The following is a 23,094-nucleotide window of genomic DNA, read 5'->3' as shown; positions in this document are numbered from 1 at the left end:
CAGGCGATGGCGCCGCCTTCAAGGCGAGCGGGGTCAACTCGGGTCGAGCGTTCCGGCCAGGCCCACGACCAGCACGATCGCGATCGCGGCGAGGGTTTCGAGCAGGAGCGAGCGCAGCAGGCGCGAGGATGCCCCTTGCGCGTTCCTCTGCACGGCGGGAACCAGCCGCCAGCGGTTGTTCGCGGCCAGCAGCAGCATGGCTCCAAACAAGACGATCTTGGTCGCGATCAGTCCCCCCCAGGCCCCCAACGGCAGGAGCGTGGTGCCCCGGATCAGGACGGCGTTCGTCGCCCCGGTGAGCATCAGCACGGTCACGACGAGGGTGCCTGTCCGGGCGAACCGCGCCAGACTGTCGAGCGGCGGCGCGCGCCGGTCCGCGCACGCGCGCCAGGACTGGCCGCAGAAGGTGACGAGTGCGCCCAGCCACACGGCGGCGGCGGCCAGGTGCAGCATGTCACTGGCGCGCAGCGTCAAGCCAGGGCCGCCGTCCAGCGCGCTGGCGTGGCCCGACCAGGCGCTGCTCAGGAGCGCGACGAGAGCCGCAAGCGCCAGCCATGCGCCTCCCGCTCGCGTCCGGCCCACCCGCATCCAGGCGAGCATGGCGAGCAGGACGAGCGCAAGGCCGCGCACAACGAGAAGGGCGCCAAGCGGCGTTGCGCCGAGCACCAGGCGGACCGTGGTCAGGTCTAGCGCACCGAGCGGCGTTGCGGTCATCGAGGCGACGCTCGCCAGCGCCCACCACAGGCTGAGGGGAAGGGCGGCCAGCGCGGTAAGGATCACGCCCTTTCGTCGGGGCGCGGACAGGGGCGCCGCGCCGTCGATAAGGGCGTGGAGCACCAGCCCCGTCGTCACCATCAGGGATGCCAGGCAGGCGCTTCGGGCAAGGACAAGGCCGGTGTCGATCACGCGATCAGCGCACCGTGAAGGTGTAGCTGCCTTCGACGCGGTGCTGGTCGGCGGTCACCGCGTGCCAGGTCAGGGTGTAGCTGCCGGAGGGAAGCGGGCGGGGCAGCGCGACGGTCATCGTCTTGCCCTTGGCGCTGGTCTGGAAGCCCTTGATCGGCATCGGCTTGTGATCGCTCATGCCGGGCATCGAGGTCATCACCAGTTCGACGTTCGAGAGCGGGGCGACAAGGTCCTCGCTGAAGTCGAGAGTGAGCTTCTGGGGCTTGGCCACGGTCGAATCCGGGGCGGGATTGGCCTTTTCCAGATGCGCGTGCGCGAACACGGCGGTGGGAAGGGTGGCGAGAAGAACGGCGGTGCAGCTGGCGAGAAGGGTCTTGCGCACGAGATGGGGGCTCCGTTGTCTGCCGGGCGAGGGCATCTCGCCCGGACTTGCAAGCGGAAATACGCAGCCAGCCGAGGCTATCCCTCATCCTTGGCGATCATTTTTTTCGCGGCGTGAGGGGCAGGGTACGCCAGGGCGGGCGCCGATCCGCAGGCCGCGCCCCCCGGTCTGCAAGGGGCCAGGATCAATAGGATCGCGAACGGTCGACCCGGTCGGGCAGCGGCAGGCCCTGCAGGTCGGCGTTGATGGCGGCGGCCACGCACAGGGCGCTCGCCTCGGGATGCGAGGAGCAGGCGATATGCGGGGTGATCTCGATCCGGGGATGCGCCCAGAGCGGGCTGTCGGCGGGCAGCGGTTCGACGTTGAAGACATCGAGGATGGCGCGCCCGATCTGGCCGCTCTCAAGGGCGGCGAGAAGATCCTCTTCGACCAGATGCGGCCCGCGCCCGACGTTGATGATCGAGGCGCCGCGCGGCAGAGCATCGAACAGCGTACGGCCAAGCACGCTGCGGGTTTCTTCGGTCAGCGGCAACAGGCAGATCAGGATGTCGAGATCGCCGAGGAAGCCGGGCAGGCCGTCCGGCCCGGAAAAGCAGGTGACGCCTTCGATCGCGTGCTGGCTGCTGGCCCAGCCCGACAGCGCAAATCCGAAGGGGGCGAGCGCCAGCAGCACGCTTTTGCCGAGGTGGCCCAGACCCATCACACCGACTCGGCGCTGCGCGGCGGGAATGTCGGCCCGCGGCTGCCATTCGCGCTGCGCAGCGCTCTCGCGGTAATCGTACAAGTCGCGATGAAGCGCGAGCACATGCGCGGCGACGAAGGCGTTCATGTCCTGCGCCATGGTGCGATCGACCGTACGCAGGAGCGGGAGGTGGGGCGGAATCCGGCTGATGTCGAGCTGATCGACCCCGGCCCCCACCGACATCACGAAGCGCGCGTTGGGCACGCGCGCGAAGATGTCCTCGGGCAAGGTCCAGGCGGCCAGGTAATCGACTTGAGCCAGGTCGCCGCCATCGGGCCACTGGCGCACCTCGATGCCGGGTACGTGCGCGGGCAGGATCTGGGCCCATCGCGCGCCGCGCGGGGGCGAACCGAAATGCAGGAGAACGGGAGGCTTTGGCGTCGTCATCGGGGGCTGGTCCATACCCGAAACCGGGCCTGCTTGACAAAGGAAAAGGCCGTGCCCGTTGCCAGGCACGGCCGCGATCGTGGCGATCAGAAGGTGTATCCGACCCGCACCGTGAACTGGCGCGGGGCGCCGGGCATGAGCCAGACGCGCGAATAGGAATTGGTAAAGTATTCCTCGTTGAACAGATTGGTCACCTCGCCCGAGATCTTGAGGTGGTCGGTCGGCGAGATCGCGCCCGAAATGCGGGTCAGCGTGTAGCTGGGCAGCCAGAAGAACGAGCCGTCGTCGAAGCGGTAGCCGGTTTCGCCCAGCCGCTTGCCGACGTAGTTCACGCCCAGGCCCAGGTTGGCCTTGGCAGCGAACACGTCGAACTCCTTGAACAGCAGGAGGCTGGCGCTGTGCTTGGCGATGTTGATCAGCGGATCGCCTTCGGCCAGCGTGTAGCCCCAGTCCGGATCGGTCGCGTCCTTGGCGTTTTCGGCGTCGATGTAGGAATAGTTCAGGTCGATCTTGAAGCCGGCGGGCAGCTTGCCCGACACGCTGAATTCCACGCCCTTGCTGCGCGCCTCGCCGAGCGCGAGCGAGAAGCCGCCGTGCGCCGGGTCGGCGGTCAGCACGTTGGTCTTCTTCATCGAGAACAGCGCGAGCGAGGCCAGCAGCCGGTCGCCGAAGGCCGAATACTTGGCCCCGACTTCGTAGGCGGTGGTCCTCTCGGGCTCGAACGAATTGCTGGCGTAGTCGGTGCCGATGTTGGGACGGAAGCCCTTGCCGAAGCTGGCGTAGAGCGTGAGCGCGCTGGTCGGCAGCACGCTCAGGCCGACTTGCGGGCTGAACGCGGTCTTGTACTGCTGCGAGATGACACCGGTCAGGTTGTTGACGACGTGCTGCTTGAAGATGTCGTAGCGTCCGCCGCCGCGCAGCTTGAGCCAGTCGGTGATGTCGATCATGTCCTGGACGTAGACGCCGCTCGATTCGTCGGTCTCATCGCTGTCGATGAGCGCGCTGAGCGTGGGCAGGTTGCCATACACCGGATCATAGACGTTGATTGCGTTGCCCGCGGCGAGGCTCGTCTGCGAGGCAACCGAGGGCGGGCGCCAGCGGTTCTGGACGGTGGGAAGCGTGAAGTAGTTCCAGTCCGCGCCGATCTGCAGGTTGTGGGTGATCCCGGCGGTATCGAGCGAACCGCTCAGTTCGCCGCGCAAGGTCAGGTCGGTGCTCGAATAGTCGCGGTAGAGGCGGCGCCGGGAGAGCGTCGTACCGTCGCTGAAGAAGGGCTGGCGGCTGGCCGCGTTTTCGGCTTCGGTGCTGTAGCCCTTGAAGCTCGAGGTGCGGTACGCCGCGCCCAGGAGGATCGACCAGTTGTTGTCGAAATCGTGCTGGAGCTGGGCCTGCTGGTTGTACGAACGGGTCCGGATCGGGCCATCGCCCGGCTCGCCCATGAAGGTCTTGCGCGAGACCGCGTAGACGTCGCCGTCGAGGGCGACGATGCCGCGGTCGAAGGGCATGCGCTGGTCGACGAATTCGAAGTTGTAGGACAGGCTGGTCGCGGCATCGATGTTCCACATGATCGAGGGCGTGACCGTGATCGTGCGGTGGTGGACGTAGTCGCGGAAGCTGTCGCCTTCGTCGTAGGCGCCGGTCACGCGCACGGCGAGGTCCTCGGTGACGGGCAGGTTGACGTCGCCCTGGCCGCGGTAGTTGTTGTAGCTGCCCAGCGCGAATTCGAAATTCGCACCCGGTTCGAAATAGGGCTGCTTGGTCACGATGTTGACCGCGCCGCCCGGATCACCGCGCCCGAACAGGGCCGAGGTCGGACCCTTGATCACCTCGATACGCTCGATGTTCGAGGCATCGCGCGCACCGCCGTACCCGCGCGAGGCGTTGAAGCCGTTGAGCAGGTAATTGCTCGACTGCGATTCGTCGCCCGAGAAGCCGCGGATGGCGTAGCTGTCGAACATCCCGCCGAAGTTGTTCTGGCGCGAGACGCCCGCCACGAAATCGAGCGCGGTCTGCAGCTTGGTGATCCCGGCATCGTGCAGCGTGGTGGCGTCCATGGTCTGGACGACCTGGGGCAGGACCTTGATCGGGGTCGCCCCCAGATAGGCCTGGCGCTGGCCCTTGACGGTGATCGCGGTGCCGTCGGCAGAGGTGACGGTATCGCCCGCTTCCACCGGGGCGCTGTCGTCGGTTTCGGCGTGGGCGGCCGTCGATCCAGCGTAAACGAGAGCGGTCGCAGCCAGTAGAGAGGCCCGTAGCGAGGTGCTGGTGAAGCGCATGTTTACCCTCATGTTCTTGTGATGAATGGCTTCGCCTGGAGAAATTGATCAGTCACGGCCTGGATCGCCGGCCGTAGCCGCAATCGTTCGCCCTGGTCCCATCAACCATTCTGGCGATGAGAAGTATGGATGGATGCGCAGGCATTAGATTTCGATATTCTGCCATCCACTCCGTGCGAACACTGAAAAGCCGATCCCGGAAAGCAGGAAATGCGGTTTGCACACGAACGCTTTCTTGGCCGTTTCTGGAGCTGTTCGCACGATGCGGCGCGCGTTCGGGGCAGGAGCCCGGCCGCGCTGCGATCCTATTGCGGGGCGAGGTGGGTTTCGACAAGCGCCACGAAGACGCCGATGCCGGTTGCCATGATGCGGTCGTTGAAGTCGTAGTGGGGGTGGTGCAGCGGTGCCTGGTGCTCTTCGGAGCGCTGGCCCAGCCACAGGTAGGCGCCGGGGCGTTCCTGCAGCATGAACGCGAAGTCTTCCGAGGTGAACGCCGGGTCGGGGGCGAGCGCGACGTCGTCGCTGACCCGCCGCGCGGCCTCGAGCGCGGCCAGCGCGGCGGCCTCATCGTTGATCGTGGCGGGATAGTAGCGGTCGTATTCGACCTCGATGCGCGTTTCGCTGGCCTGCGCTGCGCCCTGGCACATCGCGCGCAGCGAAGCCTCGATCCGGTCCTGCACCGCCGCATCGAAGGTGCGCACGGTGCCCACGATCTCGCAGCTGGCGGGCAGCACGTTGTGCGCATGGCCGCCGCTGATCCGGGTCACCGACAGCACCGCCGCCTGCGTTGCCGCCACGCGCCGCGACACGATGGTGTTGAGCTGCTGCACCAGCTGTGCGGCGGCGAGCAGCACGTCGGGGGTCTGGTGGGCCAGTGCGGCGTGGCCGCCGCGACCCTGGAGGGTGATGCGAAACTTGTCGGCCGAGGCCATGATCGGTCCGGGGCGCGTGCGCAGGCTGCCGGCGGGAAGGTCGGGCCAGTTGTGCAGGGCGAAGACGCGGTCGCATGGAAAGCGCTCGAACAGGCCATCGCGGACCATCGCGCGCGCGCCGCCCTCGCCTTCCTCGGCGGGCTGGAAGATGAAATTGACGGTGCCTTCGAAACGGGCATCGCGGGCCAGGTAGCGCGCGGCGCCCAGCAGCATCGCGGTGTGCCCGTCGTGGCCGCAGCCGTGGAAGATGCCGTCGTGGCGGCTGGCGTGGGCCGGGCCGCCTTCCTCCTGGATCGGCAGCGCGTCCATGTCCGCGCGCAGCCCGATCGAGCGGGGGGACGTCCCGCGCCGCAACACGCCCACCACGCCGGTGCCGCCGACCCCGCGTGTCACTTCCAGGCCGAGTTCCTCGAGCGCGGTGGCGACGAGCGCGGCGGTCCGGTGTTCGGCATAGGCGAGTTCGGGATGGGCGTGGATGTCGCGGCGCAGCGCGATGAGGTCGGGGAGCAGGGCGGCGATGGCGGTTTCATCAAGCATGGGGTCTATCCTGTCGAGGCGCGTCCCGACGGGTCTTCGCGTCGCCGCACGCGGGTCGGGGCTGCGAAGAAACGCGGCAGGTCGCAAAGGGCTACGGGCATGTCCGCCGAGACCGCCCGGCCGACGGCGCTCGTGGATTGATTTTGCCATTTGCATCCCCTGGCGGAGGGGATGGGTCTGCAAATGTCAAAGTCAATCCACTAGGGCGTAAACTCATAAAGGACGCCATTCCGGCGTCCCAGAGGGATTTGATCAAAATAGCCCAGTGCGGCGTCGGCAGGTCTTGAAATATCGACATATTCCTACGCCCTGCCTCCTTGCCCTGAGCCATTTTGCTTCAAACCTCGATGGCATCCTTTATGAGTTTACGCCCTAGCGCATGCGGTCTTCGAAGATCGTTTCGATCGGGTCGTGCCGCTTCACGATCGGCGACTTGATCACGATGAAGCTGAAGTACTTCTCGATCCCGAAATCGCCTTCCAGGATCGCTTCCATCACTTCCTGGTAATGCGCCACGTCGCGGGTCAGGAACTTGACCAGGTAATCGTAGCCGCCGCTCACCAGATGGCACTCGATGATCTCGGAAACGCCGCGCGCGCGCTGTTCGAAGCGTGAAAAGTCGCTCGTGCGGTGGTCCTTGAGCGTGATCTGCGTGAAAACCGTCAGCGTGGACCCCAGCTTGGCGAGCGCGATGTGCGCGCCGTAGCCGGTGATGTAGTTGGCCTTCTCCAGCCGCTTCACCCGCGCCAGGCAGGGGCTCGGCGACAGCCCCACGGCATCGGCAAGATCGACGTTGGTCATTCTGCCGTTGCGCTGGAGCTGCGCGAGAATTCGGAAGTCCAGTCTGTCGAGTTTCGGGTCCGCGATCATGGCATGGCTGTCACTTGCGATGGAGTTGGCCGGTGGGCATATCAGACCAGAGCGGACCTGACAGCTTTGTCTTCGAGAACATCGTCGAGAGTGGCGCGCAGGCGCTCGAGCAGATGGCCCATGTCCGCCTCGCTGCAGCTCAGCGCCGGGGCAAGCCCGATCGTCCCGTCGGCGAAGGCCCGGAAGATCAGCCCGCGGGCATAGGCGGCGGCTGACAGCTTGCCCGAAATGTCGATCTCTCCGGCAAAGCGGGTCTTGGCGGCCTTGTCGCAGACCAGCTCGATGCCCGCCAGCATCCCGGCTGAGCGCACGTTGCCGACCAGTGGATGATCGAGGAGGCCTGCAAGGCCGGCCTGGAGCTGTCCGCCGCGCTCCTGGCCGTTGGCCAGAATACCGCCTTCGAGATAGAGGCTGAGCACTTCAAGGCCGACCGCGGCGCTGACCGGGTGGCCCGAATAGGTGAAGCCATGGCCGATCGGCAGGTGATTGTCGGGACCATCGGCGATACCGGCGTAGATCGCCTCGCTCATCAGCACCGCGCCCATCGGCGCGTAGCCTGCGGTCAGCCCCTTGGCCATGGTCATGAGATCGGGGCTGACGCCTTCGCTCTCGCAGGCGAAGAGTGGGCCGGTGCGCCCGAACCCGGTAATCACCTCGTCGGCGACGAACAGGATATCGAGTTCGCGGCAGGTATCGCGCATCGCCTTGAGCCAGCCGCGCGGCGGCACGAGTACGCCGGCTGAGCCCTGCACCGGTTCGGCGAAGAACGCCGCGACGTTTTCGGCGCCGAGTTCCTCGACCTTGGCCCTGAGCTGGGCGACCGATTGCGCGATCAGCGCCGCATCATCGGCGCCCACCTCGCTGCGATAGGCGTAAGGGGCAGGGATGTGGTGCTGCCAGGCGCGCGGCAGGTCGAACTGGCGGTGGAAGGCGGGAAGGCCGGTCAGCCCCGCGCCGGTGCTCGACGAGCCGTGATAGCCCTTGTCGAGCGCGATCATCTGCTTCTTGGCGGGACGGCCGGTGGCGTTGAAGTAGTGGACGATGAACCGGATCGCCGAATCCACCGCGTCCGATCCGCCGAGCGTGAAATAGACGCGCGTCAGCCCTTCGGGGGAGAGGTCGGCGAGCCGTTCGGCGAGGCGGATGGTCGGTTCGCTGGCGAACGAGAAATAGCCCGTGGCGTAAGGCAGGCGGCGCATCTGCTCGGCGGCGGCGGAGACGATGCTTTCCTGCCCGTAGCCCACGTTGACGCACCACAGGCCGGCAAAGGCGTCGAGCAGTTCGTGGCCCGACTGGTCGGTGACGTACATGCCCTGCGCGCTGGCAAGCACGGTTGCCCCGCGCGCTTCGTGCGCGCGGTAGGCCGAGACCGGGTGGATGAGGTGACGACGGTCACTCTCGATGAGGGAATTCAGATACATGTGACCTCTCAGCAGCCAGTACCGGCCAGTCTAGCGCGGCGCGGGTGCACGTGGTTTCGATCTGGCACGCGAATCTGGCCGCACCTGCCAATTCGCCGCGCCGCGCGGCATAATATGCTGCGCGGCGCGGGGGCTCAGCCGATCTGGCTGGCCAGTGCCTTGCCGCAGTCCTGCGTCGAGGCCTGCCCGGCGAGGTCGCGGGTGCGCGCCGAAGGGGTCGACAAGGTGGTCTCGATCGCGCGCATCAGGCTCGCCGCGGCCTGCGTTTCACCCAGATGCTCGAGCATCATCGCACCGGCCCAGACCTGGCCGACCGGGTTGGCGATGCCTTGCCCGGCAATGTCCGGGGCCGAGCCGTGGACGGGCTCGAACAGCGAAGGAAAGGCGCCGTCGGGATTGATGTTGCCCGAAGGCGCGATGCCGATCGTGCCGGTGCAGGCCGGGCCAAGGTCCGAGAGAATGTCACCGAACAGGTTCGAGGCGACGACCACGTCGAAGCGATCGGGGTTCATCACGAACTGCGCGGTCAGGATGTCGATATGGTACTTGTCGGTGCGGATTTCGGGATAGGCTCTGGCCATCGCCTCGACGCGGCTGTCCCACCAGGGCATGGTGATGGCGATGCCGTTCGACTTGGTGGCCGAGGTGAGGTGCTTCTTGGGGCGACGCTGCGCCAGGTCGAAGGCGTACTTGAGGATGCGATCGGTGCCGTGGCGGGTCATGATCGTTTCCTGGACGACCACTTCGCGCTCGGTGCCGGGAAACGAGATGCCGCCGATCGCGCTGTATTCGCCCTCGGTGTTCTCGCGTACGATCATCATGTCGATATCGCCCGGTGCGCGCCCGGCCAGCGGGCAGGGGACACCCGGCATCAGCCGCGCGGGGCGCAGGCTGACATACTGGTCGTATTCGCGGCGGAACTGGATGATCGACCCCCACAGCGAGACGTGATCGGGCACCGTTTCGGGCCAGCCGACGGCGCCGAAGAACACCGCATCGACATCGCCGATCTGCGCCTTCCAGTCCTCGGGCATCATCGTGCCGTGCTTGAGGTAGTAGTCGCAGTTGGAAAAATCGTGCCATTGCTGGTTGATCGTGAAGCCATGGTGATGGGCGGCGGCTTCCAGCGCGCGGATACCCTCGGGCATCACTTCCTGGCCGATTCCGTCGCCCGCGATCACCGCGATCGTGTATTCCCGCTTCGCATTCATGCCGTCATCCCCTCGAGACCGGCCCAGTGGAAAGCCTTGGTCTCGAGGTATTCCTCGATTCCTTCCTGGCCCCCTTCCCGGCCGAGCCCGGAAAGCTTGATGCCGCCAAAGGGCGCCATCTCCATTGCAATGAGGCCGGTGTTGAGACCGACCATCCCGAATTCCAACGCTTCGCCCACCCGCCAGGCGCGGCGCAGGTCGTTGGTGTAGAAGTAGCTGGCCAGCCCGAACGGGGTGGCGTTGGCCTGCGCGATCGCCTCGGCTTCGTGCTCGAAGCGGAAGATCGGCGCGAGCGGTCCGAAGGTTTCCTCGCTGGCAAGACGCATCCGCTGGTCGGCGCCGGTCAGCAGCACCGGGCGGGCGAAAGTCGGGCCTTCGGGAGCGGGCGCGCTGGCGACGATGCGCGCGCCATGGGCGAGCGCATCGTCGAGATGGGCGGCAACCTTGCGCACCGCCTCGGCGTTGATCAGCGGACCCATGGTCACCCCCGGCTCATGCCCGGCACCGACCTTGAGCGCGGCGACCCTGGCCGCCAGCGCGGCGACGAAGCGATCGTGGATGCCGGCCTGCACGTAGATGCGGTTGGCGCACACGCAGGTCTGCCCGGCGTTGCGGAACTTGCTGGCCATGGCGCCTTCGACCGCAGCTTCGAGGTCGGCGTCGTCGAACACGATGAACGGCGCGTTGCCGCCCAGCTCGAAGCTCAGCCGCTTCACCGTATCGGCCGACTGGCGCATGAGCAGGCTGCCGACGCGGGTCGATCCGGTGAACGAGATCTTGCGCACGAGAGGGCTCGCGGTCAGCGTGTTGCCGATGGCTTCGGGCAGGCCGGTGACGATGTTGACGACGCCGCTCGGAATCCCGGCGCGCTCGGCCAGGACGGCGAGCGCGAGCGCGGTGAAGGGGGTCAGTTCGGACGGCTTGATGACCACCGTGCAGCCCGCCGCAAGCGCGGGAGCGATCTTGCGGGTAATCATGGCGGCGGGAAAGTTCCACGGCGTGATGATGCCGCACACGCCGACCGGCTGCTTGAGCGCGAGCACCCGGCGATCGCGGGTGGGCGCGGGGATGTCGTGGCCCGAGACCCGGCGGCCTTCGGCCGCGAACCATTTGACGAAGGAGGCGGCGTAGCGGATCTCGCCCTGCGCTTCGGCCAGCGGCTTGCCCTGTTCGGCGGTCATGATCCGGGCGAGGTCGGGCACGGCGGCGAGGATCAGCGCGTGCCAGGCTTCGAGAAGGTTGGCCCGGTCATCGGCGGTGCGCGCCTGCCACGGCGCCAGCGCGGCCTCAGCGGCGTCGATCGCCTCGGCTGTGGCCGCGCTGTCGCAGCAGGGCACCGCGCCGACCGTTTGCCCGGTGGCGGGATCGCGAACGGTCAGTGTTCCGCCCGGCAGGCCGGTGCGCCACTGGCCATCGATGAGACAGGCCTCGACGAAGAGAGCGGGGTCCTGGAGGTGCTCGGCAAGGGTCATCAGAACAGGGCCTGGCTGGTGATGGCAAAGGATTGTCCGGGCTGCGCGATGCTGGGCTCCTCGCCGCGCACCATCGTCACGAAGCGGTTGATACGGATCAGGCCGAGGTCTTCCAGCCAGTCGTGCAGACCGCATTCGCCGATCATGTCGAGGCGGGTGAATTCCCCGCTGCGCGCGCCCAGCCACTGCGCGATGAGGGCCTTGGCACGCGGAATGTCAGGCGCGACGACGGGGCCGATGACATAGCCGCGTCCGAACCGGCGGAAGAAGGCAAACCCGATCGTCTCGCCGCCGCGATCGAGCACGACGGCGTGCCCTTTTTCGAAGAGGACGGGAACGAGCGCCTGGCGATCAAGCCCGCAGGCGGCCTTGGCAAGCGCCGCCACAGGGGCGATGTCGCTCTGCCCCATCGGCCGGATCCGTTCGTCGGGGGCGAGCGGAATGAGCGGCGCGGTGAACGAAGTGCCCTGATGCTGGCGCACTTCGGACACGCCGCGAAAGCCGAACTTGCGCGCCAGCGGCAGGCCGCTTTCGGTGGTCAACATCTGGATCGTGCGCGCGCCGATCTGGTCGAGCGCGGTCTCCATGATGATGCGTCCGATGCCGCCGCCCCGGAACGGTCGGGAGACCAGGATCATTCCGAGCGTGGCCTGGGTTTCCCCCCAGAGCCACCACATCGCCGAACCGATGACCTTGCCTTCCACGAGGGCGATGATACCCGCGCCCAGTTCGAGCATCGCGGCCAGATCCTGCTTGCGATGGGGCCATTGCTCGGCCTGGGCCATGGCCTGGATCGTGGGGATGTCGTCGTTTTCCATCGCGCGCAGCGTGAGCCGATTGTCCGGCAGTGTCGCCATCGTGATTTCCTTCCGGACAGGGTCTGTCCAATTGCTCGTCTTTGCACAGGCTCTACACCGCTTCGCATGGCATTCGGTGCTGCGCTTCAATTTGCGCATGGTCGTTTGCGTTGGATATGATGCCTATTCCGAAATTTCATGCTGCCCATACCTGTTACCTTTCAGGCCTGCGATTTCGGGAGGAAGCGGCGCGTCATGACCCATGTTCTTGCACATTCGCGAATGTGCGCCGGCATAAATGCCTGCCTGCGTTGCGACCATGCCTGATCGCTGGCTGCTCGCGCTGGTGGCGCGCCGGATTGGCGGAGCCCTGCTGACGCTGTTCCTCGTCTCGCTGGCGGTGTTCTCGATCTCGCTGCTGATGGGCGGCGATGCGGCCGAGGCGATCCTGGGGCAGAGCGCCACGCCCGAGGCGCTGGCGGGCCTGCGCGCGGCGATGCACCTCGATCAGCCCGCCTATCTGCGCTATCTGGAATGGGCTCGCGATCTGCTGGGCGGGGACATGGGGACTTCGCTGATCACCGGAATGCCGGTCTCGGCGACGGTCCTGCCCCGGCTCGCCAGTTCGCTGCAACTGGCGGGGCTCACCGCGCTGGTTTCGGTTCCTCTCGCGCTGGCGCTGGGCATCCTCGCGGCGGTCCGGCGCGGCTCGCTGCTCGACCGGGCGATCAGCATGGCGACGATCGCGGTCGTCTCGGTGCCCGAATTCCTGATCGCGACGATCGCGGTGCTGATCTTTGCGGTTACGCTGCACTGGCTGCCCGCGCTGTCTTCGGGGCGCACGATCGAGACGCCGCTCGATCTGGTGCGCACCTTCGCCATGCCGGTCATGACGCTGGCCTGCGTGGTGGTCGCCCAGATGATCCGCATGACCCGCGCCGCGGTGTGCGATGCGCTCGACAGCAGCTATGTCGAGGCGGCGCGGCTGAAGGGCGTATCGCCCGCCCGGCTGGTGCTGCGCCACGCCTTGCCCAACGCGGTTGGCCCGATCGCCAACGCGATCGCGCTCAGTCTTTCCGTCCTGCTCGGCGGGGTGATCGTGATCGAGGTGATCTTCAACTATCCGGGGGTCGCCCGGCTCATGGTCGACGCGGTAAGCACCCGGGACCTGCCGATGATCCAGACCGTCGCCATGATCTTTTCCGCGGCTTATCTGCTGCTCGTCACGGCTGCCGATATCGTCGCGATCCTTTCCAATCCCAGGCTGCGCCACCGATGAATTACCCCCTTTCTCCGGCGGCTTCGCGCCGCCCGATCGCTGCGCTGCGTTTTGTGCGCGCGCACTTCAGCCTGATCCTGGGCGCCTCCATCGTCGGCTTCTGGCTGGTGATCGCGGTGATCGGTCCGATGCTCGCGCCGTATTCGCCCGGCCAGGTCGTCGATCTCGACGTGTTCAGCCCGGCCAGCCGGCAGTTCCCGCTGGGCAGCGACTACCTGGGCCGCGACGTGCTCAGCCGGGTGCTGGTGGCCGCGCGCTTTACCGTGGGAATTTCGCTGATGGCCACGCTGATCGCCGCGATGACCGGTATTTTTTGCGGGCTGGCCGCAGCGTCGGGAGGGTGGCTGGATGCGGTGTTGAGCAAGCTGTTCGATACGATCAACGCTGTGCCCTCGCTGATGTTCGGCCTCGTTGTCATCGCTTCGCTTGGCGCGTCGAGCGCGGTTCTCACCGGGACGCTGGCGCTGGTCTATACGCCCGGTGCCTTTCGGACGGCGCGCGCGCTGGCGCTCAACGTGACCGCGCTCGATTTCGTGACCGTCGCGCGGGCGCGCGGGGAGGGGATCGGCTATATCGTCCTGTGCGAGATCCTGCCCAACGTGATCCGGCCGATCGCGGCCGATTTCGGGCTGCGCTTCGTCTTCGTCACCCTGCTGTTGAGTGGCCTGAGCTTCCTCGGGCTCGGGGTGCAGCCGCCCAATGCGGACCTGGGGTCGCTGGTCCGGGAAAACATCGCCGGGCTCAGCTTCGGATCGTCGGCGGTGCTGGTTCCAGCCGTTGCGATCGCATCGCTGACGATCGGGATGAACCTACTGATCGATGCCGCATCGGGTACGCCGCGCGCGGGAGGTTCGCGATGAGCGCGCCGCTCGTTCGCCTGTCCGGGCTCGAGATCTGCGCGACCGGCGCCGATGGCGCGGCGCGCGCGATCGTCCACGATATCGGCTTCGATCTCCAGCCCGGCGAAGTGCTGGCGCTGATCGGCGAATCGGGGTCGGGCAAGACCACCATCGCCTTGTCGCTGCTGGGCTACGCCCGGCGCGGTTGCCGGATCTCGAAAGGCGTGATCGAGGTCGCCGGGCATCGGCTCGACCAGTACGCAGAACCGCAATTGCGCGGCGTGCGCGGGCGAGTCGTGACGTATGTGGCGCAAAGCGCGGCAGCAGCGTTCAATCCGATGCTCACGATCATGGAGCAGGTGATCGAGCCCGCGCTGATCCACGGGCTGATGCGCCGCGGCGAGGCGCAGGACAAGGCGCGCGCGCTGTTTCGGGCGCTGGCCCTGCCCGATCCCGATGGGGTGGGCGATCGCTACCCGCACCAGGTCTCGGGCGGACAGTTGCAGCGCCTGATGGCCGCGATGGCGCTGATTACCGATCCCGCGCTGGTGATCTTCGATGAGCCGACGACCGCGCTCGACGTGACGACCCAGATCGAAGTGCTCAAGGCGTTCAAGGCGGTGGTCCGCGAGTTGGGTACGACGGCGGTCTATGTCAGCCACGACCTGGCGGTGGTCGCCCAGATCGCCGATCGCATCTGCGTGCTGCGCCAGGGCGCGATCCAGGAAATCGGCGCGGTTGGCCAGATCCTGTTCGCGCCAGGGCATGGCTACTCCCAGGCGCTGGTGACCGCGGCCGCGCCGCGCCCGCCAGCGCAGGCGCTGCCCGAACGCGCGCGCGGACAGGGTGAGGCGCCCTTGCTGGCGCTGCGCAAGGTCGTGGCGGGCTATGGCCGGGTCGATGCCCAGGACAACCCTCAGGTGCGCATCCTCGACGATGTGTCGTTCCAGATCGATCGGGGGCGGATTCTGGGCGTGATCGGCGAATCGGGCAGCGGCAAGAGCACGCTGGCGCGGGCGATCGCGGGCCTTCACGCCCCGGCCTCGGGTTATCTCACGCTCGATGGGCTGGCGCTGCCCAGGACCATCAAGGAGCGCAGCCGCGACCAGTTGCGCCGGGTCCAGATGGTTTTCCAGAACGCCGACACCGCGCTCAACCCGGCGGTGTCGATCGCCGAATCGATCGGTCGTCCGCTGACCTTCTTCCATGGCCTGCGCGGGCGTGAAAAGCGCGCCGAAGTCGCGCGGCTGCTCGATCTGGTCAAGATGCCCGCGAGCCTCATGACGCGCCGTCCGGGCGAACTGTCGGGCGGGCAGAAGCAGCGGGTCAATCTGGCGCGGGCCCTGGCGGCCCGCCCGGACCTCCTGCTGTGCGACGAAGTGACCTCCGCGCTCGATCCGGTGGTGGCCGAAGCGGTGCTCGACCTGCTGGTGGAGCTGCGGGGCGAGCTGGGGCTGGCCTTCCTGTTCATCACCCACGATATCGGCATCGTGCGGGCCATCGCCGATGACGTGATGGTGCTTTATGGCGGCGTGCCGGTCGAGCTGGCGAAGCGCGAGGCGCTGGGCACGGGCGCGCATCATCCCTACGCCCGCCTGCTGATGGATTCGGTGCCCGAATTGCGGCCCGGCTGGCTTGAGGAGACGCCGGCGGGAACCACGCAGCAGGACCGCCGGCCGTTCGACGGCGACGCGGCCTGCCGGTTCTTCGCGCGCTGCACGGCAGGGCGCGTGTCGGCCTGCCAAACCGTGGTGCCGCCGCTGCAGGCGCTTGAGGACCGTTCGATTGCCTGCCATCTGGAGCTCGAAGCCCTGCTCGCCGGAGCCCGGCGATGAGCCTGTGCGATCGCGGCGCTGCCGAGGAGCGGCATGTTATGCTGCCAGGGCGCGCGCGGAAGCGGCGCTTCGCCGGTTTTCCGGCGCAAAAAGGCGCCATCGCTCGGGCCTTGCGGTCTAGTCTGCACGGCGCAGTGAAACCCGCCTGAGCGGACTTGCCCGGAGTTGCGGGCGGCCCTCGCTCCTCTTTTCCTGCACGAATTGCTTAGTCCACAAATGGGGCGTCTATGTCGCACTTGAAGCCGAAATTCATCTCGTTCGATTGTTACGGAACACTCATCAATTTCGAAATGGCCCCCGTCGCCCGCCAGGTCTATGCGGATCGCCTTGGTGGGGCGGCGCTGGAGCAGTTCTGCCGCGATTTTTCCGCCTATCGGCTCGACGCCGTGCTGGGGGCGTTTCGCCCTTACGCCCAAGTCGTCGCCGAAGCCTTGCAGCGCGCCTGCAAGCGCAACGGGGTTGAGTACAGGGACAGCGACGGGGAGGCTCTCTATGCCGCGATCCCGACCTGGAACCCGCATCCCGACGTTGTTGCGCCGCTCAAGCGGGTGGCGGCCGAAATCCCGTTGGTGATCCTGTCGAACTCGATGATCGATCTGATCCCGTTCAGCGTGGCAAAGCTGGAAGCGCCGTTCCACACCGTCTGCACCGCGCAGGAGGCCAATTCCTACAAGCCCCGGATGAAGGGCTTCGAGTTCATGCTCGATACGCTGGGCTGCGGACCGGAGGATGTGCTGCACGTGTCCTCGAGCTTCCGCTACGACCTGATGACCGCCTACGACATGGGCTTCAAGATGAAGGCCTTCGTCAATCGCGGGCACGAGCCACTCAACAGCTATTACGAAGTGAACGAAATTCCCGACATCGGCGGCTTGCCGGGTCTGGTCGGCCTGTGAACGAGATCGTGAGCGAAGTCGTGAACGAGGTCGTGCGCGAGGTTCCGGGCGCCAGTCCGGTCGGGGCGGTGCTGGACATGCGCGCCTATGCACGGGGCGCTCGCCCCTCGACCTCGTGGTTCGACGGGCGCGCGGTGCCGGCCTTTGCCGACGACAAGGCGGTGGTCAGCGCGCTCGCTCCGCGCGGCGAAGGCCGGGTCGAGCGGCTTGCGAGCGATGAGTGCGTGCTGCTGCTTGGCGGCCGGCTGGAGATCGCGAGCGCGGCGGGCGTGCTGGTGCTGGAAGCGGGCAGCGCGTGCGTTCTGCCGCTGGGCACCGGCTTTACCTGGCGCGCCAGCGAGGCCGCCCTGGCAATCGTCTATGCCGCCCCGACCGAAACGGTGGGCACGCGCGAAATCCCGGTCCTGATCGACCAGACGGCCGAGCTGGAACCCTCCAGCGCGCCGCTCGTCGAAAACCTCGTCGGACCGGTGCCGTCGTGCCGCAACCATTCCGACTACTGGTCGGCGAACCGGGAATTCGTTGCCGGTGTCTGGGACTCCACGCCCTATCACCGCATCCAGATCCCCTATCGCCAGGTCGAGCTGATGTATCTGCTCGACGGCGCGGTGACCTTCGCCGATGCGGCGGGGCAGATCACTTTTTGCGCCGGCGACGTGTGCCTGTTCGTGCGCGGGGAGGGCTGTGCCTGGATCAGCGAGCGTTATGTTCGCAAGATCTATGCGACCCAGCGCGCGGTTGCCTGAACTCCGCCAGCCCTGAAAAGGGGCGGTTGCATCGCTGGATGCGGCCGCCCCTTTTCCGTGTCCGGGTACGGGCGGGCACGGGCGGGCAAGGCCGGGGCTGGCCGCAGCGCCCGCTGGGCCGGGATGCCGCGTGACGGGGCCGCGCGCGTCCGTCAGGCGTCTTCGACCCAGACGTGGGAGGCGAAGTCATAGGCCATGAGCCCGCCTTGCGGCATGGGCCTGAGCCCCTTGACGCGCGGATTGTAGGCATCGAGCATGCTCAGGAAGAGCGGGATGCCCACGCCCGAACGCGCGTGGATCATGGCCTGCATCTCGCCGTAGATCGCCTTGCGCAACGCTTCGTCGGTCGAACCGCGCGCTTCGAGCAGCCTGCGGTCGAAGCGGGCGTCGGACCAGCCCGATTCGTTCCACGATGCGGTGGATGCGAAGAACTGCGTGAAGATGATGTCCGGGGTGGGACGCGGGTTGATATTGCCGAAGCCGATGGCGTCCTTCATCCAGTTGTTGGCCCAGTAGCCGTCGGGGGGCTGGCGCCGCAGGTCGATGTGCAACCCGGCGCGGCTGGCCGCTTCCTGAATCAGCACGCCCATGTCCTCGGACTTGAGCGCGGCGCTGGAGACGACCATCGGCACGCGGCTTCCGGCCAGCCCCGCCTTGCGGATCAGCGATCGTGCTTCGTCGGGATCGTAGGGGCGCTGGGGCAGATCGGCGTTGAAGTAGGGGCTGTAAGGCGGGATCGGATGATCGTTGGCGATCGTCGCGTAATTGCGGAAGATGACGCGGTTCATCGCCTCGCGATCGAGCAGCAGCTTCATGGCGCGCACGAATTCGGGCGAGCGGCCCGGCGCCTGATCAAGCCGCATGACAAGGTCGGTATAGCCGCCCGATCGGGAGACCAGCAGGTTCACGCCCTGTTCGACCAGCCGCGGCGCAATGCGTGGATTGACTTCGGCGATGAGGTCCACGTCGCCCGAAAGCAGGGCATTGATGCGGGCGCTTTCGTCGCTGATCGCGAACAGTTCCACTTCGCCCAGCCGGACCGGCCCGCGCCAGTAGTCATCGAAGCGCTGTGACAGCGAGCGCACGCCCGGATCGAATTCGGCGCAGCGAAACGGCCCGGTCCCGTTCGCGGTGTGGAACCGGCGCGTCTGGTCGCGGATGATCTTGAACTGCGGCAGGCTGAGGATCACCGGAAGATCGGCGTTGGGGCCGACCAGTTCGATGCGCACCGCGTCCTCGCCCCATTCGCGCACATCGGCGAACTGGTCCATGAACGTCCGGGCTTTCGAGCCGACCGCGGGATCGGTGTGGCGCCGGATCGAATAGACGACATCGCGCGGGGTCAGTGGCCTGCCGTCGTGGAAGCGGACACCCTTGCGCAGCTTGATCGTCCAGGTCTTCGCATCGCGCGTGTCGATCGCTTCGGCCAGCGCGGGCTGCGCGCGCTGCTGGGCATCGGCACGGGTGAGGCCATCGTAGAACATGTTGCAGCGGCAATAGTCCATCACCGCCATCTGGCGGGCGGGATCGAGCGTGTCCGCGATCGAACTGGTGGCCCCCGCAACGCGTATCTGGCCGCCCGCGACGGCGCGGCGCGGGGGCAGCCACGAGCATCCCGAGGCGGCCAGGCCAAGGGCGCTCGCGCCGAGGAAACCACGCCTGTCAAACATTGCGCCGCTCATTGTGATGGTTTCCTTTCGATCCCGGCGAAGAGCCCGACCGGGCCGGGCCGGGCGTTGCGGATGGCTGGCCACAATGGCGGATTTGCGCAAGCCATGTCTGCCGAATCGCCCGTTCGGGCCCGGCCATTATTCCAAATGGATCGCCCGCCACCGCAGGCCCTGCCGCCGTGTGCCCGGCTGGGCCAGTCTGTTCTGATGCAATCCGGCCTGATGCAGCCTGGCCTGCCTCCTTCGCACCTGCTGCCTCCCCCGCACCTGCGGCGCACCGGACTCCCCGCTTGCCCGATCGCGGCGTCCGGGCGCCGGGGCTGTGCCGGCAGCATTTCTTGCTGAAACCCGGCGCATCTTTCGCAGGTCCCGACGGTGGCCATCGACGATACAGTATATCCTGCCAGCGGGATCGCGTTTAATGGACGCTCATGGTTATTCGTCCATTGCAAGGGGTTCAAGATGGTCGCCAGCGCCGCCGTTCCGTTAGATAGCGCACGCCAGCCGGGGGTGGATGGGCGCACCGTCACCGATAAGGTCAAGGCGGTCGCACGCCTGCAGAACATCGACGCCCTGCGCGGCTTCGTGATGGTCCTCATGCTGCTCGACCATATCCGCGAGACCTGGTTCCTCTACGTTCCCGTGCAGGACCCGATGGACGTGCGCGTCTCGCTGCCGATCGTGGTCTTCGCGCGCTTCCTGGTCAGTTTGTGTGCGCCGATCTTCGTTGCGCTGACCGGGCTTGGCGTCTATCTCTTCCACAGCAAGCATACGATCGAGGAGACCACCCGCTTCCTCCTCAAGCGCGGGCTCCTGTTGATGGCGATCGAGGTGTTCTTCCTTTCGCCGCTCTACTGGGGCATCGCCAAGCCCACGCTGTGGCTGCAGGTGATCTGGTGCATTGGCTTGTGCATGATCATCCTGGCCGCGCTGATCCGCCTGCCGCGCCCGGCGCTGATCGGGCTGGGGCTGGTGATCGTATGCGGGCACAATCTGCTCGATCCGATCCAGCTTGCGCCGGGCGATGCGCTGTTTCCCCTCTGGGCAGAGCTGCACCAGAACGCGATCTTCCCGTTCGTGGCGGGCCTGCAGATCAAGACCAGCTACCCGATCCTGGTGTGGATCGGCGTGATGGTGCTTGGCTATGGCATCGGCCCCTGGTTCGTGTCCGATGTTCCCGCAGCCACGCGCCAGCGCCGCCTGATTCAGCTGGGGCTGGGGCTTCTGGTCGCCTTCGTCGTGCTGCGCGCGATGAACGGCTATGGCGACAAGCCCTGGTCGGTGGTCGAAGGCGATCCGCTGCGCACGGCGCTGGGGTTCATTTCGCTCACCAAATATCCCGCCTCGCTGCTTTTCCTGATGCCCACGCTGGGGCTGGGCTGCCTGCTGCTGGTGCTGTTCGAACGTCTTCAGGGCGGCTGGCTGACCGAAAAGCTGGCCATTTTCGGGGGCGCGCCGATGTTCTTCTACTTGTTCCATCTCAGCGTCCTGCGCATCCTCTACCACTCGGCGCTCGCCATCTTCGGGCCCAACCACGACACCCTGTTCGGCGTCAGCAGCTACGGCTGGGTGCTGGCCTGGTATGTCGGCCTGATCGTTCCGCTCTACATTCCCACGGCCTGGTTCTCGCGGCTCAAGAAGCGGCGGCGCGATATCGCCTGGCTGAAGTACTTCTGACCGGGCCTGTTCGCGACAGGGGATGACTTCGGCATTTTATGCGGCACATCCCCTGAATGCGGCAGCAAACATCACCGCGCCGGGGTTAGAACCGGTCGGCATAGTCAGGGGCGCAAGGCATGGAAACGTCGAGCAAATCGCAGCCGGTATCGGTCCAGCCGCTGGACCATGCGCTGCTGGGTCAGGCGCTTGGCCTGTCGCAGGCGCTGCACTGGCCCTACCGGCTCGAGGACTGGGCCTTCGCGCTCGAGCTGGGGCATGGCCTTGCCGTTGTGCGGGACGGGCAGCTGTGCGGGACCGCGCTGTGGTGGCCCTACGGTGACGACGTTGCCGCGATCGGCATGATCATCGTCGCCGAACAGGCCCAGCGCCAGGGTATTGGCGCGGCCCTCATGGGCGAATTGCTGCGCCAGACCGCAGGGCGTTGCCGGGTGCTCAATTCGACCGAGGAGGGCTATGCCCTCTATGCGCGGCTTGGCTTCGTGCCGTATGGCGCGGTCCACCAGCATCAGGCCGTGCTCGGCCCGGCGCCCGAACCGGCCAAGGATTGGCGCATTCGCGATCCGCAGGCGGCCGACTGGCCGATCCTGCGCGCGCTGGATCGCGATGCCAGCGCGATGGAGCGCGACAATCTGGTCGGAGCGCTGGCGGCGGTTGGCGCATTCCAGGTGATCGAGCGCGCGGGCGCGGTGTGTGGCTATGGCTGCCGCCGGGCGTGGGGGCGTGGCTGGGTGATCGGGCCGGTGGTCGCGCCCGACGCCGAGGCGGCGCAGGCCCTGATCGCGGCGCTGGCGCAAGGGCTGGAAGGCGCGTTCGTGCGCATCGACGTGCCGCGCGCCAGCGGTCTGTCGCCCTGGCTCGAGGCGATCGGCCTGCCGCAGGTGGGTGCGGTGACCGCGATGAGCCTGGGGCCGCCGCCCGAAAGCCGGGGTGAGGCACGGCTTTTTGCCCTTTCCAACCAATCGCTCGGCTGATCGGCCGGCTTTTCATTCTTGTTCTTGGGATAACTTCGCATGACTGCCTTTGTGACTACCGATCTTCCGCAGGGCGCAGCGCCGTCACTGGAGACGGTCGAAACGCCCGCCCTGATCCTCGACAGCGCCAGGCTTGACCGCAACGTGGCGCGCCTTCGCGGGCGGCTGGCGGATCTGGGCGTCGCCTTCCGGCCGCACGTCAAGACGGCCAAGTCGCTCGATGTGGCGCGCCGCCTGTTTCCAGAAGGCACGGGGCCGATCACGGTCTCGACCCTGGCTGAGGCGGAATACTTCGCGAGCGGCGGCTTTACCGACATCACCTATGCCGTCGGTCTGGCGCCCGAAAAGATCGCGCGCGCCTGCGCGCTGGTCGCCGGGGGTGTGGACCTTGGCGTACTGATCGATTCGCCCGAGCAGGCCGACGCGCTCGTCGCGCATGCCAGGGGTGGCGAGGCGATGCCGGGCGTGCTGATCGAGATCGATTGCGACGGCCATCGCGGCGGCCTCCTGCCTGCCGATCCCAGGCTTGTCACGATTGCCGATAGGCTCAAGGCCGGCGGGGTCAGCTTGCGCGGCGTACTGACCCATGCGGGCGAATCCTATGCCTGCCGCGATGGCATAGGCCTGCCCGAAGCGGCCGATGCCGAACGCGATGCCGCGCTCGAGGCTGCCCGGAGGCTGCGCGATGCCGGGCATGCCTGCCCGGTGGTCAGCGTCGGTTCCACTCCGACGGCGCATTTCGCCCGCGACCTGACCGGGGTGAGCGAAGTGCGCGCGGGGGTCTTCATGTTCTTCGATCTGGTCATGCACGGCATCGGGGTCTGCGCCATTGACGATCTGGCGCTGTCGGTTCTCGCCACGGTGATCGGCCATCGCCCGGAAAAGGGGTGGATCCTGATCGATGCGGGGTGGATGGCGCTGTCGCGCGATCGGGGGACGCAGCGCCATCCAGTCGATCAGGGCTATGGTCTCGTCTGCGACATCGAGGGCAGGCCCTTTGCCGATCTGATCGTTGACGATGCCAGCCAGGAGCATGGCATCATCGCGCTGCGGGCGGGCAGCGAGGCGACGTTGCCCGAACTGGCGATCGGTGAACGCGTGCGCATTCTTCCCAATCACGCCTGCGCGACGGGTGCCCAGCACGAGGCCTATCGCATCGTCGAAGGGCGCGGCCACGCGGTGTCCGCCATCTGGCCGCGGATGCGGGGCTGGTAACGGTTCGCCGCGGGCCGAGGGGAAACGCGA

The 23,094-nt window shown here is 67.0% G+C and carries 19 protein-coding genes; 8 read left to right on the top strand and 11 right to left on the bottom strand.

The features are described from left to right. Positions 1-33: 33 nt before the first annotated feature. The 10 genes from MTR62_RS21475 to MTR62_RS09620 form a co-directional block, all read right to left on the bottom strand. Positions 34-906, bottom strand: coding sequence for a CopD family protein (locus tag MTR62_RS21475; RefSeq protein ID WP_244019847.1), 873 nt, complete (start codon positions 904-906; stop codon positions 34-36). Positions 907-910: 4 nt separating this feature from the next. Then, complete coding sequence (gene copC, locus MTR62_RS09660) at positions 911-1,288, bottom strand: copper homeostasis periplasmic binding protein CopC (RefSeq protein ID WP_327194395.1); 378 nt, start codon at positions 1,286-1,288, stop codon at positions 911-913. Positions 1,289-1,472: 184 nt separating this feature from the next. Next, the gene (locus MTR62_RS09655) at positions 1,473-2,417 is read right to left on the bottom strand and encodes a 2-hydroxyacid dehydrogenase (RefSeq protein ID WP_244019832.1); all 945 of its coding nucleotides are present in this window, start codon (positions 2,415-2,417) and stop codon (positions 1,473-1,475) included. Between the two features lie 86 nt (positions 2,418-2,503). Next, positions 2,504-4,693, bottom strand: coding sequence for a TonB-dependent siderophore receptor (locus MTR62_RS09650; RefSeq protein WP_244019830.1), 2,190 nt, complete (start codon positions 4,691-4,693; stop codon positions 2,504-2,506). Positions 4,694-4,998: 305 nt separating this feature from the next. After that, the gene (locus tag MTR62_RS09645) at positions 4,999-6,162 is read right to left on the bottom strand and encodes a M20 aminoacylase family protein (RefSeq protein WP_244019827.1); all 1,164 of its coding nucleotides are present in this window, start codon (positions 6,160-6,162) and stop codon (positions 4,999-5,001) included. A 372-nt stretch (positions 6,163-6,534) separates the two neighbouring features. Beyond that, complete coding sequence (locus MTR62_RS09640) at positions 6,535-7,032, bottom strand: Lrp/AsnC family transcriptional regulator (RefSeq protein ID WP_244019825.1); 498 nt, start codon at positions 7,030-7,032, stop codon at positions 6,535-6,537. Between the two features lie 41 nt (positions 7,033-7,073). Then, on the bottom strand, positions 7,074-8,453 hold the full coding sequence (locus MTR62_RS09635; RefSeq protein ID WP_244019823.1) for an aminotransferase class III-fold pyridoxal phosphate-dependent enzyme: 1,380 nt from the start codon (positions 8,451-8,453) through the stop codon (positions 7,074-7,076). 134 nt (positions 8,454-8,587) lie between these two features. Further along, positions 8,588-9,664 carry a tartrate dehydrogenase gene (locus MTR62_RS09630; RefSeq protein ID WP_244019820.1) on the bottom strand — a complete coding sequence of 359 codons (1,077 nt, stop codon included), beginning with the start codon at positions 9,662-9,664 and terminating at the stop codon, positions 8,588-8,590. Then, on the bottom strand, positions 9,661-11,136 hold the full coding sequence (locus tag MTR62_RS09625; protein ID WP_244019818.1) for an NAD-dependent succinate-semialdehyde dehydrogenase: 1,476 nt from the start codon (positions 11,134-11,136) through the stop codon (positions 9,661-9,663). The genes MTR62_RS09630 and MTR62_RS09625 overlap by 4 nt, the downstream gene beginning before the upstream one ends. After that, positions 11,136-11,993: a GNAT family N-acetyltransferase gene (locus MTR62_RS09620; protein ID WP_244019815.1), complete on the bottom strand. Its 858-nt coding sequence runs from the start codon at positions 11,991-11,993 to the stop codon at positions 11,136-11,138. The genes MTR62_RS09625 and MTR62_RS09620 overlap by 1 nt, the downstream gene beginning before the upstream one ends. A 259-nt stretch (positions 11,994-12,252) precedes the next feature. Here MTR62_RS09620 and MTR62_RS09615 point away from each other — a divergent pair, with 259 nt between their 5' ends. The 5 genes from MTR62_RS09615 to MTR62_RS09595 all read left to right on the top strand — a co-directional run bounded on the left by MTR62_RS09615 (position 12,253) and on the right by MTR62_RS09595 (position 17,528). Beyond that, positions 12,253-13,212 carry an ABC transporter permease gene (locus tag MTR62_RS09615; protein ID WP_244019813.1) on the top strand — a complete coding sequence of 320 codons (960 nt, stop codon included), beginning with the start codon at positions 12,253-12,255 and terminating at the stop codon, positions 13,210-13,212. Continuing rightward, positions 13,209-14,072, top strand: a complete 864-nt coding sequence (locus MTR62_RS09610) for an ABC transporter permease (RefSeq protein WP_244019811.1) — start codon at positions 13,209-13,211, stop codon at positions 14,070-14,072. The genes MTR62_RS09615 and MTR62_RS09610 overlap by 4 nt, the downstream gene beginning before the upstream one ends. Then, positions 14,069-15,886, top strand: coding sequence for an ABC transporter ATP-binding protein (locus tag MTR62_RS09605; protein WP_244019809.1), 1,818 nt, complete (start codon positions 14,069-14,071; stop codon positions 15,884-15,886). The genes MTR62_RS09610 and MTR62_RS09605 overlap by 4 nt, the downstream gene beginning before the upstream one ends. A 227-nt stretch (positions 15,887-16,113) precedes the next feature. Further along, complete coding sequence (locus MTR62_RS09600; protein ID WP_244019807.1) at positions 16,114-16,782, top strand: haloacid dehalogenase type II; 669 nt, start codon at positions 16,114-16,116, stop codon at positions 16,780-16,782. An 8-nt stretch (positions 16,783-16,790) separates the two neighbouring features. Next, the gene (locus MTR62_RS09595) at positions 16,791-17,528 is read left to right on the top strand and encodes a cupin domain-containing protein (RefSeq protein ID WP_244019797.1); all 738 of its coding nucleotides are present in this window, start codon (positions 16,791-16,793) and stop codon (positions 17,526-17,528) included. Positions 17,529-17,680: 152 nt separating this feature from the next. On the opposite strand, the gene MTR62_RS09590 is transcribed toward MTR62_RS09595, so the two are convergent. Beyond that, positions 17,681-19,210: an ABC transporter substrate-binding protein gene (locus MTR62_RS09590; RefSeq protein ID WP_244019787.1), complete on the bottom strand. Its 1,530-nt coding sequence runs from the start codon at positions 19,208-19,210 to the stop codon at positions 17,681-17,683. A gap of 450 nt (positions 19,211-19,660) precedes the next feature. Here MTR62_RS09590 and MTR62_RS09585 point away from each other — a divergent pair, with 450 nt between their 5' ends. The 3 genes from MTR62_RS09585 (at position 19,661) to MTR62_RS09575 (ending at position 23,064) form a co-directional block, all read left to right on the top strand. Next, positions 19,661-20,875, top strand: coding sequence for a DUF1624 domain-containing protein (locus MTR62_RS09585; RefSeq protein ID WP_244019785.1), 1,215 nt, complete (start codon positions 19,661-19,663; stop codon positions 20,873-20,875). 119 nt (positions 20,876-20,994) lie between these two features. Continuing rightward, positions 20,995-21,849, top strand: coding sequence for a GNAT family N-acetyltransferase (locus MTR62_RS09580; RefSeq protein WP_244019783.1), 855 nt, complete (start codon positions 20,995-20,997; stop codon positions 21,847-21,849). A 39-nt stretch (positions 21,850-21,888) separates the two neighbouring features. Continuing rightward, entirely contained in the window at positions 21,889-23,064 is a 1,176-nt protein-coding gene (locus MTR62_RS09575) for an alanine racemase (RefSeq protein WP_244019774.1), read from the top strand. Positions 23,065-23,094 lie beyond the last annotated feature (30 nt).

This window comes from Novosphingobium organovorum (assembly GCF_022832435.1).
Taxonomy (GTDB): Bacteria; Pseudomonadota; Alphaproteobacteria; order Sphingomonadales; family Sphingomonadaceae; genus Novosphingobium; species Novosphingobium organovorum.
The sequence above is the reverse complement of the archived record's forward strand: the minus strand, read 5'-3'. Positions and strand labels throughout refer to the sequence as shown.